The organism is Bradyrhizobium sp. T-1 (assembly GCF_053592855.1).
This window is the reverse complement of the sequence record NZ_CM132115.1, coordinates 4,057,302-4,070,091: the sequence shown is the minus strand read 5'-3', so window position 1 is coordinate 4,070,091 and position 12,790 is coordinate 4,057,302. Positions and strand designations below refer to the sequence as shown.

The 12,790-nt window shown below is 63.6% G+C and carries 14 protein-coding genes; 2 read left to right on the top strand and 12 right to left on the bottom strand.

The window, feature by feature from the left end; genetic code table 11:
* Positions 1 to 13: 13 nt before the first annotated feature.
* From secF to yajC, 3 genes are read right to left on the bottom strand one after another with little or no spacing between them, the layout of a single operon-like run.
* Positions 14 to 1,033, bottom strand: coding sequence for a protein translocase subunit SecF (gene secF / locus ACWAT4_RS19555; RefSeq protein WP_212300766.1), 1,020 nt, complete (start codon positions 1,031 to 1,033; stop codon positions 14 to 16).
* Between the two features lie 10 nt (positions 1,034 to 1,043).
* Complete coding sequence (gene secD / locus ACWAT4_RS19550) at positions 1,044 to 2,642, bottom strand: protein translocase subunit SecD (protein ID WP_212424632.1); 1,599 nt, start codon at positions 2,640 to 2,642, stop codon at positions 1,044 to 1,046.
* Between the two features lie 50 nt (positions 2,643 to 2,692).
* Positions 2,693 to 3,061 carry a preprotein translocase subunit YajC gene (yajC, locus tag ACWAT4_RS19545; protein WP_148753779.1) on the bottom strand — a complete coding sequence of 123 codons (369 nt, stop codon included), beginning with the start codon at positions 3,059 to 3,061 and terminating at the stop codon, positions 2,693 to 2,695.
* 181 nt (positions 3,062 to 3,242) lie between these two features.
* On the opposite strand from yajC, the gene ACWAT4_RS19540 reads away from it, so the two are divergent.
* A complete protein-coding gene (locus ACWAT4_RS19540) occupies positions 3,243 to 4,247 on the top strand; it encodes an ATP-binding protein (RefSeq protein ID WP_449731148.1) in 1,005 nt (334 codons plus the stop codon).
* 152 nt (positions 4,248 to 4,399) lie between these two features.
* Here the strand turns inward: ACWAT4_RS19540 and ACWAT4_RS19535 are convergent, their stop codons facing one another.
* The gene (locus tag ACWAT4_RS19535) at positions 4,400 to 5,788 is read right to left on the bottom strand and encodes a LysM peptidoglycan-binding domain-containing M23 family metallopeptidase (RefSeq protein ID WP_212424630.1); all 1,389 of its coding nucleotides are present in this window, start codon (positions 5,786 to 5,788) and stop codon (positions 4,400 to 4,402) included.
* Positions 5,789 to 5,897: 109 nt separating this feature from the next.
* Positions 5,898 to 6,548 (bottom strand): protein-L-isoaspartate(D-aspartate) O-methyltransferase, encoded by a 651-nt coding sequence (locus ACWAT4_RS19530; RefSeq protein ID WP_212300770.1) that lies wholly within the window; start codon positions 6,546 to 6,548, stop codon positions 5,898 to 5,900.
* Positions 6,549 to 6,790: 242 nt separating this feature from the next.
* Here ACWAT4_RS19530 and ACWAT4_RS19525 point away from each other — a divergent pair, with 242 nt between their 5' ends.
* Positions 6,791 to 7,162 carry a response regulator gene (locus ACWAT4_RS19525; protein WP_212424628.1) on the top strand — a complete coding sequence of 124 codons (372 nt, stop codon included), beginning with the start codon at positions 6,791 to 6,793 and terminating at the stop codon, positions 7,160 to 7,162.
* Between the two features lie 20 nt (positions 7,163 to 7,182).
* On the opposite strand, the gene surE is transcribed toward ACWAT4_RS19525, so the two are convergent.
* The 7 genes from surE to scpB all read right to left on the bottom strand — a co-directional run bounded on the left by surE (position 7,183) and on the right by scpB (position 12,783).
* Complete coding sequence (gene surE / locus ACWAT4_RS19520) at positions 7,183 to 7,950, bottom strand: 5'/3'-nucleotidase SurE (protein WP_212424627.1); 768 nt, start codon at positions 7,948 to 7,950, stop codon at positions 7,183 to 7,185.
* Positions 7,951 to 8,078: 128 nt separating this feature from the next.
* The gene (locus ACWAT4_RS19515) at positions 8,079 to 8,441 is read right to left on the bottom strand and encodes a hypothetical protein (RefSeq protein WP_212301107.1); all 363 of its coding nucleotides are present in this window, start codon (positions 8,439 to 8,441) and stop codon (positions 8,079 to 8,081) included.
* Positions 8,442 to 8,599: 158 nt separating this feature from the next.
* Positions 8,600 to 10,030 (bottom strand): serine--tRNA ligase, encoded by a 1,431-nt coding sequence (serS, locus tag ACWAT4_RS19510; protein WP_449731147.1) that lies wholly within the window; start codon positions 10,028 to 10,030, stop codon positions 8,600 to 8,602.
* A gap of 137 nt (positions 10,031 to 10,167) precedes the next feature.
* Positions 10,168 to 10,980, bottom strand: coding sequence for a twin-arginine translocase subunit TatC (tatC, locus tag ACWAT4_RS19505; protein ID WP_212300774.1), 813 nt, complete (start codon positions 10,978 to 10,980; stop codon positions 10,168 to 10,170).
* A complete protein-coding gene (gene tatB, locus ACWAT4_RS19500) occupies positions 10,977 to 11,540 on the bottom strand; it encodes a Sec-independent protein translocase protein TatB (protein WP_212424625.1) in 564 nt (187 codons plus the stop codon). Before tatB ends, tatC begins: the two co-directional genes overlap by 4 nt.
* Before the next feature lie 88 nt (positions 11,541 to 11,628).
* The gene (locus tag ACWAT4_RS19495; RefSeq protein ID WP_212300776.1) at positions 11,629 to 11,862 is read right to left on the bottom strand and encodes a twin-arginine translocase TatA/TatE family subunit; all 234 of its coding nucleotides are present in this window, start codon (positions 11,860 to 11,862) and stop codon (positions 11,629 to 11,631) included.
* A 168-nt stretch (positions 11,863 to 12,030) separates the two neighbouring features.
* Positions 12,031 to 12,783 carry an SMC-Scp complex subunit ScpB gene (gene scpB / locus ACWAT4_RS19490; protein WP_212300777.1) on the bottom strand — a complete coding sequence of 251 codons (753 nt, stop codon included), beginning with the start codon at positions 12,781 to 12,783 and terminating at the stop codon, positions 12,031 to 12,033.
* Positions 12,784 to 12,790: the final 7 nt, after the last annotated feature.

The following is a 12,790-nucleotide window of genomic DNA, read 5'->3' as shown; positions in this document are numbered from 1 at the left end:
CCCGCGGTTCGGATCATGCCTTGTTTTTCTTCGCCGGCGCAGCCTCGTCCTTCGCATCTTCGCGATGCTCGCCGACGCCGAGATAGATCAGGATCGGCGCTGCGATGAAGATCGAGGTGTAGGTGCCGACCAGCACCACGCCGAACATCATGACAGCCGTGAAGCTGTGGATGGCATGACCGCCGAACAGCAGCAGCGCCAGCAACGCCAGGGTCACCGTGAAGTGGGTGATGATCGAACGCGACAGCGTCGAGTTGATGGACTCGTTGAGCAGCTGCGGCATCGGCATCTTCTTGTAGCGCCGCAGCATTTCACGGATGCGGTCATAGATGACGACGGTGTCGTTGAGCGAATAGCCCAGAATGGTCAGAAGTGCCGCGATGCTGGTCAGGTCGAAATCGACCTGACTGATCGACATGAATCCGATCGTCAGCACGATGTCGTGCACGTTGGCGATCATGGCGCCGAGCGCGAACTGCCATTCGAACCGGAACCAGAGATAGATCAGGATCGAGACGATCGCGAGCATCAGGCCGAGCATGCCGAAGGCGAGCAACTCGCCGGAGACGCGCGGACCCACCACTTCGACGCGGCGGTATTCGACGGAATCGCCGAGCGCGCCGCGGACCTTCTGCACGGCCTCCTGCTGGGCGGCGTCACCACCCGGCTGCTCAGCGACGCGGATCAACACGTTCTCCGGGCCACCAAACTGCTGCAACTGGACTTCGCCCAGACGCAGGCCATCCAGGGTCGTGCGCATCGCCGCGATGTCGGCGGCGCCCGACTTCGCCTTCACCTCCAACAGCGTGCCGCCGCGGAAGTCGATGCCGAAATTCAGGCCATGGGTGAAGAACAACGTGATGGCGACGATCGACAGCGCCGCCGAGATCGGGAAACTGATGCGGCGGAAGCGCGTGAAGTCGAAATGCGTAGCATCAGGGACGATGCGCAGTGACGGCAGCCAGCCGAACACCGAGACCACGGTGAGGACGGCAATCAGGACGCCGAGCCCGATGAGAACGGTGTGAGTCACGGTCAGGCTCCTAGATCGGCACGTTCTGTGGCCGCTTCCACCGCACCCACCAGGCCACGATCAGCCGGGTCAGCGTGAAGGCGGTGAACACCGTAGTGATGATGCCGATGCCGAGTGTCACGGCGAAGCCGCGCACCGGGCCGGTGCCGATATAGAACAGCACCGCGGCGGCAATGAAGGTGGTGATGTTGGAATCGAGGATGGTCGCGAGCGCCCGCTTGAAGCCGGCGTCGATCGCCGAGATCGCGTTGCGGCCGCCGCGCAGCTCCTCGCGGATACGCTCGTAGATCAGCACGTTGCTGTCGACCGCGATGCCGACGGTAAGCACGATGCCGGCGATGCCGGGCAGCGTCAGCGTGGCGTTGAGCAGCGACAGCAGGCCGAAGATCATGGCGACGTTGACGGCCACCGCGATGTTGGCGAACACGCCGAACAGCCGGTAGGTCAAGAGCATGAACACGATGACCATGATCGAGCCAACATAGGCCGCAAGCTCGCCCTTCTCGATCGAGTCCTGGCCGAGGCCCGGACCGACGGTGCGCTCCTCGACCACCGTGAGCGGTGCCGGCAAAGCACCGGCTCGCATCAGGATCGCGAGATCGTTGGCGGCCTGGACCGTGAAGCTGCCCGAGATCTGCCCCTGCCCGCCCGTGATGGGCTCGCGGATGACAGGCGCCGAGATCACCTCGTTGTCAAGCACGATCGCGAACGGCAGCCCCACGTTCTCCTGCGTGGCCTGCGCGAATTTGCGGGCCCCCGTAGAGTTGAAGCGGAAGGAGACGATCGGCTCGTTGGTGCGCTGGTCAAATCCGGGCTGGGCATCGGTGAGCTCAGCGCCGGAGACCAGTACCTGCTTCTTGACGACGTAAGGCACCTTCGGCGAGCTCTGGCTCATCAGGAGCTCGGAGTCCGGCGGCACGCCACCGCGCTGCGCCTGGTCCGGCGGCACCGAAGTGTCGACCATGCGGAATTCCATCTTCGCGGTCTTGCCGAGCAGCTCTTTCAGATGCGTCGGATCCTGAAGACCGGGAACCTGCACCAGGATGCGGTCGGTGCCCTGGCGCTGGATCACCGGCTCGACGGTGCCGAGCTCGTTGACGCGGCGCTCGACGATCTGGATCGACTGCTCGATGGTCTTGCGCATACGCTCGACCATGGCGGGCTGCGACAGCGCCAGCCGGATCAATCCGCCCCCGGCATCGGTGACGTCGAGATCGCGTTGGCTGCTCGACCCGAGCAGGCCGCCGATCGGTTGCGACAGCTCACGCAGCTTGGTCAGCGCGGTCTGAAGATCGGCATCCTTGACCCGGACCTCGACCGCGTCGCCCCGTGTCACGAGGCCGGTATAGCCGATCTTGGCCTCGCGCAGCGCGCGGCGGACGTCGTCGCGGACCTGGTCGAGCTTTTCTTTCTTCACATAGTTGGAATCAACCTCGAGCAGCAGATAGGAGCCGCCCTGCAAGTCGAGACCCAACACCAGGCGCCGCTGCGCCCAGGCGGGCCAGGTCTTGACCTGCGCTTCGGGAAAGAAATTCGGGACCGCGCAGAGGCACACGATCAGCGCCAGCAGGATGATCCCCAGCGCCCTCCACCGCGTGAAATACAACATCGAGTGAACCTGTCAGATCAGGAGATTTGAGAGACTCGCGGGAAAGCGCTCTACTTCGCCGCGGCGTCGTCCTTGGCGCTTTCCTTCGCGCTGTCCTTGGCCGGCTCGCCCTTGGCGCGCACGCCCGAGATCATCGACCGCATCTGGCGCACACGCACGCCGTCGGAAATTTCGAATTCGATCTGATCGTCATCCACCACCTTGGTGACCTTGCCGACCAGGCCCCCCGAGGTCACGACCGTGTCGCCGCGGCGGATGTTCTTCACGAGCTCGGCGTGGTCCTTCACCTTCTTCTGCTGCGGGCGCAGAATCAGGAAGTACATGATCACGAAGATCAGGGCGAACGGCAGCAGCGACATCAACATGCTGTTGGTGTCACCGGCGCCCGCAGCCTGGGCATACGCAGGGGTAATGAACATTCGGACGATCCTCGTGGAAACGGGGGAAAACCGGCCGGGCCCTCAAAGGCGACCGGTTCGGTCAAATTCGCGCGGACTATAGCGGCCATTGCCCCAATTGCAACGCTGCCAGACCGCCCTTTTGGCCACCTTGCGGCGCGCCGTCAGGCCCGATAAGGCTGCATTCTCAGGAACTTCGGACATGCCCAAAAAACCAAGCAAAAGCCCGGCCGGCAAAGGCCCCCGTACCCCTGCCACGAAGCCCGCTCTGGTCGCGGCAAAACGCCCCAAGGTGGTCTCAAACGCGGCTCCCAAGGCAGCCTCGGATGCCACCCAGGACCTTTCTCAGGAGCGGATCGTCCGCGCGCTGGAGACCATCGCGGCGCACCTTTCTGCCCAGGGCAAGCCGGCTGCCGAGCGCGAGTCGTTCAAACAGGCCGACGCTTATGTCTGGCACCCCGACGGCCGTCTCGCTGCGGTGCCGCGGGTCAGCCGCGTCGAGCTGTTTCTGCTTAGGGGCGTCGACCGGATGCGCGACATCCTGATGGAGAACACCGAGCGCTTCGCCAATGGCCTGCCCGCCAACAACGCCCTGCTCTGGGGCGCGCGCGGCATGGGCAAGTCGTCGCTGGTGAAGGCGGCGCATGCCAGCATCAACGCCGACCGCAAACCCGCCGACAGGCTGAAGCTGATCGAGATCCATCGCGAGGATATCGAGACGCTGCCGATGCTGATGGAGAAGCTTCGCGACGCCGACTTCCACTTCATCGTGTTCATCGATGACCTCTCCTTCGACGGCAATGACGCGTCTTACAAATCGCTCAAGGCCGTGCTCGAAGGTGGCATCGAGGGCCGGCCCGAGAACGTCATCCTCTACGCCACATCCAACCGCCGCCACCTGCTCGCGCGCGACATGATCGAGAATGAGCGTTCGACCGCCATCAATCCCGGCGAAGCCGTCGAGGAAAAAGTCTCGCTGTCGGATCGCTTCGGCCTCTGGCTCGGCTTCCACCGCTGCAGCCAGGACGAATACCTCGCCATGGTGCGTGGCTATTGCAGCCATTTCGGCATCAAGCTCGACGATGAGGCGCTGGAGCGGGAAGCTTTGGAATGGTCGACAACACGCGGCTCTCGCTCGGGCCGCGTCGCCTGGCAGTTCGTGCAGGAGCTTGCGGGCCGGCTCGGCGTGAAACTGACGGCGAAGTAGCGGAAGGCCTCGCCTCACCCACAACTGTCATTCCCCGCAAGGGCGGGGAATCCAGTACGCCGCCGGCCTTTGCGCTACTCGAAAGGAAATCGCCCGCACGAGGCGGGCGACAACTGCGTTCTGGTGGAGAGAGCGCGAGCCTGACGCAGGCCTCACGCCCCGTTCAGGAATTGAAGCGGGTCAACCGGGCTCGATCCCTTACGGATCTCGAAGTGGAGCTGCGGCGACGCCACCTCCCCGGATTGACCCGACTTGGCAATGACCTGACCGCGCTTGATCGTATCGCCGCGCTTCACCAGCAGCTCACTCGCATGGGCATATGCGGTGACGTAGCCATTGGAGTGCCGAACCAGGACGAGATTGCCGTAACCCTTCAGCTCATTGCCGGAATAGGCAACGACGCCATCTTCAGCTGCCTTGACCGGCGTCCCCTCGGGCACCGCGACATTGATGCCGTCATTGGACTTGCCGTTGGTCTTGGCGCCGTAGCTCGTAATCACCTTGCCGCGCACGGGCCAGCGGAAGGTCGGCAGCGAACTGGTGGTCTCTGCGGCTTTCGCCGGCGTCTCGGCGGACTTCTCTTCGATGTTGGTGGTGGCCTGAGCCAGACGCGCGCTCTGCGCCGGTTGGGCGACAGCAGCCAGCTTGGTCGTGGGTATAGGAGCTGCCGCGACCGGCTGCAGCGCAGCCGCCACGGGGGCCGCAGCGACTGGCGCCGGAGCAAGCGGCGCAGCAACCGCCGCGGTCTTGGAGCCCGGCACGGTCAGCTTGGTGCCGAGCTTGAGCTTGGCCGACGGCTCCAGGCCATTGGCGCGGGCGAGTTCGGCGGCGGAGATATGGTTCTTGCGCGCGACGCTGGCGAGCGTGTCGCCGTGATTGACGAAGTGGAAGCTGGCAGGCGCGGCAACAGCCGCAACCGGCTTTGGTGCCATCGCGGGAGCCGCGGCGACCGGAGCCATCGCAGGCGCAGCCGCCGTCGCACCGGGATGCGGGATGATCAACTGCTGACCGGGCGAGAGCGCGCGCGGGCCTTTGTAGCTGTTGGCGGCCATGATCGCCTGCGGGCTCACATGATAGCGCTTGGCCAGCACATCGAGCGTATCGCTGGTGCCGACGATGATCTTGGTCCCACCAACCGGCTGGGCGGCTGCGACCGAGCGCAGCGGCACAGTGCCGGTGGCTTCGAGACGCGGCTGGGCCGGCGGCGTGTAGGAGCCAAGACCACGACCGCCACCAGAAACGCCCCCACCTGCAGCAACGGGATAGGATTGCGGTGTGGCAACCGCCGGTGGCGGCGCCAAGGGTTGTGACTGATAATAGCCGGGCTGGGTCTGCGGGCGCGCATATTGCGGCAGCTCTCGCTGCGGCGGCGGCGCCTGCTGAACCGAACCGGTGGATTCCGAGAAGGGGTTGGAGAAGTTCGACTGGGACAGGCGCGACGACATGTCGGCGCTGCACCCTGCGAAACTGAAGGAAATCAGCGCCAGCACCGCGACCTGCGGTACGCGGCGCGAGTAAAGCAACTCGGCGACAACAGACATGGTTACTCACTCGTACGCAACAGAACTGGTCTTTTAAGTAAACACGCGCCGAGTAAATAACGGCTTAACCCTCCCAATAAGATGTTGGATGCGCAGCCGATCCGGAGTTCTACAGCTCCCGCGCCACACCTGGCAGTGCCGGTACGAAGCGGACCTCGACGAGTTCCTTGCGTTCGATGCCGGCTTCGGTTCGGCTGAGGCGGGTCAACGTCTGCACGCCTTGATGCGGACCGACCGGCGCGATCAGGATGCCGCCGACCTCGAGCCGCTCGACCAGGTTCTCCGGAATCTGCTCCACCGCAGCGGTGACGATGATGCGATCGAACGGACCGATATTGGGCGGCAAATTAAGGCCGTCGCCAAGCATCACCTCGACATTGTGACAATCCAGCTTTTCAAGCCTGGCGCGTGCTGCATCAGCCAGCATGCGGTAGCGCTCGACCGTCAGCACCTCGCGCGCCAGCCGCGACAGCACGGCAGCCTGATAGCCGGAGCCGGTGCCGATCTCGAGCACGCGGTGGCTCTTCTGGAGCTGAAGCTGCTCGGTCATGTAGGCGACGACGAAGGGCTGGCTGATGGTCTGCCCGCAGGCAATAGGCAGCGCGCTGTCACGATAGGCCGCCTCGCGATCAGAGACCTCGACGAACAGCTCGCGCGGCACCTCCTCCATGGTTCGCAATACGGTCTGATCGCTGATGCCACGACGCCTCAGGGTGAGCTGAAACATCATCTTTTCCGGCGGAGGCTGATTGGAGATCATCGGTGCTTATGTCGTCTCGTACGGGTTCGGCGGCGATGGCTTCGGCGCCCATGCCCCGAGCCAGAATCTTGTTCCTGCTTAGGAACCCATGATAGCCTCGAAGCTTGGCAATTTGACCACAAATCGGCTTGCAGCGGAGGCGTCGCTACGGCCATTTTCACGTGCCAGCTGGCCGAAACGCGCATTGCGTCGATTCGAGTTATCTGCGAACGTTTTCGAGAATGGGCAAGGACTCAACGACAATGAACGCGACTGGGCTTTCCGGGCGCTCTGTATTCCTCGTCGAGGACGAGGTGATGATCCGAATGATGGTTGCGGATATGCTGGAAGAGCTCGGCTACAAGATCGCAGCCGAAGCCGGCGACATCGCCGAGGCGATGCGCCTCGCCCAGGCCACCGAGTTCGACATCGCCATCCTCGACGTCAACGTCAACGGCAAGGTCATCTCGCCGGTCGCCGACGTCATCAAGGCCAAGGGCTGCCCCTTCATCTTTGCGACCGGCTACGGCTCCTCGGGCCTGCCCGAGCAATATCGCGACCGGCCTGCGCTGCAGAAGCCGTTTCAGCTCGACGCGCTCGGCAAGACCATCGAGGCCGCACTTCGCGGCGGCTAGCCGCTATTTCCGAATCGTCGTCACTTCAACGTTGCGCTCAGCTCTTCGGAGAACGCTTCATTGGTGCGATCGAGCCGCAGCGGCGTAACCGAGACGTAGCGCTCGCGCAGCGCCGCGAGATCAGTGCCTTCGGCCGGTGTGTCCATCATTGCCGCCCGTTCGAAGCCGATCCAGAAATAGGGATTGTTGCGACCGTCCCTGCGCTCGTCGATCCTGAGGAAACCCAGATTGCGCTTGCCCTGCCGCGTGACGCGAATGCCGAGCACGTCCTCAGGTGCGCAGGACGGGAAGTTGACGTTGATGACGGTGTCCTTCGGGATGCCGGCCTTTATCACCTTGCGCAAAATGTCGGGACCGAATTGGCGCGCGGTGTCCCACGGCGGATGCTCGCGCGTCTCGACGCTGAATTCCTGCGACAGTGCGAACGACGGGATCCCCAGGATGGTGCCTTCGAGCGCGCCGGCGATGGTGCCTGAATAGACCACGTCCTCGGCAACGTTACGGCCCTTGTTGACGCCGGAGAGCACGACATCGGGCAGCTTGGCACCGAGGATATGACGGGCCCCCATGATGACACAGTCAGTCGGCGTGCCGCGCACCGCGAAGTGCCGCGGCCCGACTTCGCGCAGGCGCAAGGGATCGTTCAGTGATAGCGAATGCGACACGCCGGATTGATCGAGCTCTGGCGCCACCACCCAGACGTCATCGGACAGCGCGCGTGCGATCTCCTCCACGACCTTGAGGCCGGGGGCGTGGATACCGTCGTCATTGGTGCAGAGAATGCGCATACCGTTGGTCGATTCCTGAGCTGGGATCAGGCCGTCTTATCCGGCCGGGACCGATCAGGCAAACCAGCTTCGGCGCAGACCTCACCCGCGATCCCCGCCATTGCTGCGACGCAGCAATGGCGTTGGCTTTAACGGCGGACCCGCCATTGCGGCAGGAAGCGCGCGAGCCTGCCTTCGGCACGCAACTGCATCGCAGGCAAGACAGGATGCACGACGGGAGTTTCAATCACACCGAGCGCCTTCAGTTGCGCAAGGAACGGAGCCGATGCCGGCGTCTCGGGAAAGCGCTCCCGCGCCATCGTCAACGCCTTGTCGAAGTCCTCGGCGTTGACACCGGGCTTCGCGCGCCGGCTCTGCACGAGGCTCTCGTCCCAGAGCCGCGCGATCTCGATGTCCAGCACGCCACGCAAGCGTTGATCGATGGCTTGAATACCGGCGCCGGTCACTGCCCATTGTCGGCCGACCCAGAAGATGTCGCGGTGCAAGGCCATGGACAGTCGGGTTCGTGTTGACGAATGCCCGGCAGGATAGCCGGCCGCCCGATCTTCGCAACCAAACGTTTCTGCCGCAACATCAAGCAACACGCCTGATTCTTGTTTGACCCGTTTTCTTAACGCGAACCGCGTCCATTTCGCTCGAAAGCGCTTTGTTACTCGCGCGTGATCACCTTCAGCCCGCCCATGTAAGGCTGCAGCACGCTCGGGACGGCAATCGAGCCATCTCCCTGCTGATAGGTCTCCATGACAGCGATCAGCGCGCGGCCGACCGCCGTTCCCGAACCGTTCAGCGTGTGCACGAAGCGCGGCTTGCCGTCCGGGCCTCGCGAGCGCGCATCCATGCGCCGCGCCTGGAAATCGCCGCAGACCGAGCAGCTCGAGATCTCGCGGAACATGCCGCTCTCGCCCTGTCCGGGCATCCACACCTCGATGTCATAGGTCTTTTGCGACGAAAAACCCATATCTCCTGCGCAGAGCGTCATCACGCGATAATGCAGATCGAGCTTCTGCAGCACCTGTTCCGCGCAGGACAGCATCCGCTCAAGCTCGTCCTTGCTGGTCTCGGGCGTGGTGATCGACACCAGCTCGACCTTGGTGAACTGGTGCTGGCGGATCATACCGCGCGTGTCGCGTCCGGCCGCACCCGCTTCGGCGCGGAAGCACGGCGTCAGCGCGGTGAGCCGCATCGGCAACTGTTTCTCATCGAGAATAGATTGGCGCACAAGGTTTGTTAGCGACACTTCCGCGGTCGGAATGAGCCAACGTCGGTCGGGGTTCTGTCGATATACGAACCCTAGCACTTCATGGACGGCTTCCCTGGCCGCTTGAATACCGTGCTCGTCGGCGAAATCCAGAACTGCTTTCCGATCCAATTCAAAGTTTACTTGGGCATGTCTTCTCTGATCATCTTCAGTTTCCACCCGAAACTGATCAGCGCTGAATTTCGGTAGTTGTGCCGTGCCAAACATGACCTCGTCGCGAACCATGAGCGGCGGGTTGATCTCGGTGTAGCCGTGCTCATTGGTGTGCAGGTCGAGCATGAACTGGCCGATCGCACGCTCGAGCCGCGCGAGCCCCTTCTTCAGCACGACGAAGCGCGCGCCGGAAAGTTTTGCCGCTGCCTCGAAATCCATATAGCCGAGCGCGGTGCCGAGATCGTCGTGCAGCTTCGGCGCAAAGCCGTAGTTGCGCCGGGCGCCGAATACATGGTGCTGGACGTTGCCGTGCTCGTCGACGCCGTCAGGCACTTCGTCGAACGGAATATTCGGGATCGCCGACAGTTCTTTGGTCAGCTCCTCGTCGGCAGCTTTTGCAGCGGCCTCGAGCTCCGGCATCGTGGTCTTGAGCTCGGCGACTTCGGCCATGAGCTTGGCCGCGCGCGCCTCGTCCTTGGCTTTCTTGGCATCGCCGATTTCCTTGGACGCCGCATTGCGCCGCGCCTGCGCCTGCTCGGACGCCAGGATCGACGCCCGCCGCCGCTCGTCGATCGCGAGCAGCGACGCCGACAACGACTTCAGACCCCGCCGGGCGAGGCCGGCGTCGAAGGCTTGCGGATTGTCGCGGATCGATTTGATGTCGTGCATGGCTGTTTTCCCGTCATGGCCGGGCTTATCCCGGCCATCCACGTATCTGCCGCCTTAGATCAAGTCGTGGATGCCCGGGTCAAGCCCGGGCATGACGAATCATCGGCTGTACAGCGATATGATAGAGCGAAAGTGCCCTACTCCGCCGGATTGGCCGGCGTCGATACGTCGGTGCCGGTGGTCGCCTGCGAGGCGGCCGCCTTCTTCTCCACCATCGACACCGCGATGATCGAGCCCTCGTAGAGCGCAAGCAGGGGAATCGCGAGCGAGCACTGGCTGAGGATATCCGGCGGCGTCAGGACGGCCGCGATGATGAAGGCCAGAACGATGAAATAGCGGCGTTTCTCGCGCAGCATCTTGGACGTGATGATACCGATCCGCCCGAGCAGCGTCAAAATCACCGGAAGCTGGAAGGCGATGCCGAACGCGAAGATCAGCGACATCATCAGCGACAGATATTCGCCGACCTTGGGCAGCAGCTGGATCTGCGCGGTCTCGTCGCCGCCCATCTGCTGCATGCCGAGCGAGAAGCGAACCAGCATCGGCAGCACGACGAAATAGACCAGCGCAGCGCCGAGCACGAAGAAGAACGGGGTCGCGATCAGATATGGCAGGAAGGCCTGCTTCTCATGCTTGTAGAGGCCGGGTGCAACGAACTTGTAGATCTGCGTCGCAACGATCGGGAACGAGATAAAGCCGGCACCGAACAGGGCGAGCTTGAGCTGGGTGATGAAATATTCCAGCAGCGCCGTGTAGATGAATTTCGAGTTCTCGGCGCCTGCAACCCACACGAACGGCCAGACCAGCACGTTGTAGATCTGCTTGGCGAAGAAGAAGCAGAAGATGAAGGCCACGCCGAAGCCCAGGAGCGCCTTGATCAGCCGCGCGCGCAGCTCGATCAGATGGTCCATCAGCGGGGCTTTGCTGGCCTCGATATCGGCGTCGCTCATGACGCTTTGGCGTCCTTGATCGCTTCGGATGGCGCCGTGTCTTGAGTAACAGCGTCTTGCGCAACCGGCGTCTGCTCGACCTCACGGGTGATGGCGAGCGGCTCGCTCACCGCCGCATGTGCCTCAGCTTCCACGAAGGTCTCAGGCGTGGGGGCTTCAGGTGTCGTTGGGGTCACCGGCGCTTCACTCGAAGTCGCCGGCGCTTCAGTTGAAGTCGCCGGCGCCTCGATGGCAGCCGCTGTCGTGGCCGTCTCGGCCGGCTTGTCGAGCGCGTCGACACGCAGCGCGTCGCTGACGTCCTTCTGCAGCGAGGTCATCAAGCCGCCGCCGGTGAATCCGGAGGCGGCTTCCTTGACCTCGTCAAAGCTCTTCTTGAGGTCCGCCATCTCGGCCTCGCGCATCGCTTCCTGGAACTGGCCCTGGAATTCGGCGGCCATCTTGCGGGCCTTGCCCATCCACTGGCCAACCATGCGCAGCACGCCCGGCAGCTCTTTCGGGCCAATGGCGACCAGGGCCACGACCCCGATCAGAACCAGTTCACTCCACCCGATGTCGAACATGACGTCTTCCGTTCACGCGAAGCCACGATCGGCCCAATCCCTCACGCGCAGGATCGGGTCCGCTTCCCGCGTCTCGCGTGCTCCTGGCTCAGACGGCCTTGCTGCCGACGTCGGATCGCGCCGCGGTCGGCGCGGCATTGTGCTCGATAGACTTCGAGGGCTCCTGCTTGTCGGCGGGCTTGTCGTCGTCCTGCATGCCCTTCTTGAAGGCCTTGATGCCCTGCGCCACGTCACCCATCAGATCCGAAATCTTGCCGCGGCCAAACAGCAGCAGGACCACTGCGATCACCAAGATCCAGTGCCAAATGCTAAGCGAACCCATCCTGCAACCCTCCAAACGCGCATGGCCGGGACCCCGGCCGATCTTCACCGAAACCTAGGCTTCGCAGGTACCAAAAACAAGGACCAAGGCAGCGCCAATTCGCTGTTGGCGCTACGTAATCTTGCTAGTGTTAACCAGTCGCAGGGGCCCGTAAGAGGCCGCGGAGGATTACTCCTCGCTCCCGCCCTCGCCGCCCTCGTTACCGCCTTCCGGCGGCGTCTCGGGCTCGACAGCGGGCGCCAGCGCCAGATCGAGCTCCTCGCCTGGTTCCAGCGGATCCTCGTCCTCACGCAGTGCCGGGTCGTCCGACGGCGTCGGTACGCTGAAACCGGTCGGCAAGCGCGAGTCCAGGAGGCCTGTGCCCTTCAGCTCCTCCAGACCCGGCAGATCGCCGAGCTGTTCCAAGGTGAACTGCGACAGGAAGTCCTCGGTGGTTCCGAAGGTCAAGGGACGGCCAGGCGTCTTGCGACGGCCGCGCGGCTTGATCCAGCCGGTCTCCAGGAGCACGTCGAGCGTGCCCTTGGAGGTGACGACGCCGCGGATCTCCTCGATCTCGGCACGCGTCACCGGCTGGTGATAGGCGATGATCGCCAGCACCTCGATGGCCGCGCGCGACAGGCGCCGGGTCTCGGTGCTCTCACGCGTCATCAGCCAGGACAGATCGCCGGCGGTGCGGAAGGTCCATTTGTTGGCGACCCGCACGAGGTTCACGCCGCGCAAGGCGTAGTCGGCCTGGAGCTGCTCGAGCGCAGCCTTGACGTCCACGCCCTCGGGCATGCGCTTGGCCAGCGTCGCGGTGTCCAGCGGTTCATTCGATGCGAACAGCAGTGCTTCCAGCAGCCGCAATTCTTCGGGACGCGCCTGGGATTCGTTCTCCATCGGCTCGGCCTCTTCTACCCGCACTTCAGCCAGGCTTGCCATGGCAGCT

Bases quoted from the DNA above. Each gene is read 5' to 3' on its own strand.
- ACWAT4_RS19535 (WP_212424630.1), bottom strand. From the start codon at position 5,788: ATGTCTGTTGTCGCCGAGTTGCTTTACTCGCGCCGCGTACCGCAGGTC.
- ACWAT4_RS19515 (WP_212301107.1), bottom strand. From the start codon at position 8,441: ATGGCCTTGCACCGCGACATCTTCTGGGTCGGCCGACAATGGGCAGTG.
- ACWAT4_RS19540 (WP_449731148.1), top strand. From the start codon at position 3,243: ATGCCCAAAAAACCAAGCAAAAGCCCGGCCGGCAAAGGCCCCCGTACC.
- ACWAT4_RS19530 (WP_212300770.1), bottom strand. From the start codon at position 6,548: ATGATCTCCAATCAGCCTCCGCCGGAAAAGATGATGTTTCAGCTCACC.
- yajC (WP_148753779.1), bottom strand. From the start codon at position 3,061: ATGTTCATTACCCCTGCGTATGCCCAGGCTGCGGGCGCCGGTGACACC.
- ACWAT4_RS19495 (WP_212300776.1), bottom strand. From the start codon at position 11,862: ATGGGTTCGCTTAGCATTTGGCACTGGATCTTGGTGATCGCAGTGGTC.
- tatB (WP_212424625.1), bottom strand. From the start codon at position 11,540: ATGTTCGACATCGGGTGGAGTGAACTGGTTCTGATCGGGGTCGTGGCC.
- tatC (WP_212300774.1), bottom strand. From the start codon at position 10,980: ATGAGCGACGCCGATATCGAGGCCAGCAAAGCCCCGCTGATGGACCAT.
- secD (WP_212424632.1), bottom strand. From the start codon at position 2,642: ATGTTGTATTTCACGCGGTGGAGGGCGCTGGGGATCATCCTGCTGGCG.
- serS (WP_449731147.1), bottom strand. From the start codon at position 10,030: ATGCACGACATCAAATCGATCCGCGACAATCCGCAAGCCTTCGACGCC.
- surE (WP_212424627.1), bottom strand. From the start codon at position 7,950: ATGCGCATTCTCTGCACCAATGACGACGGTATCCACGCCCCCGGCCTC.
- ACWAT4_RS19525 (WP_212424628.1), top strand. From the start codon at position 6,791: ATGAACGCGACTGGGCTTTCCGGGCGCTCTGTATTCCTCGTCGAGGAC.
- scpB (WP_212300777.1), bottom strand. From the start codon at position 12,783: ATGGCAAGCCTGGCTGAAGTGCGGGTAGAAGAGGCCGAGCCGATGGAG.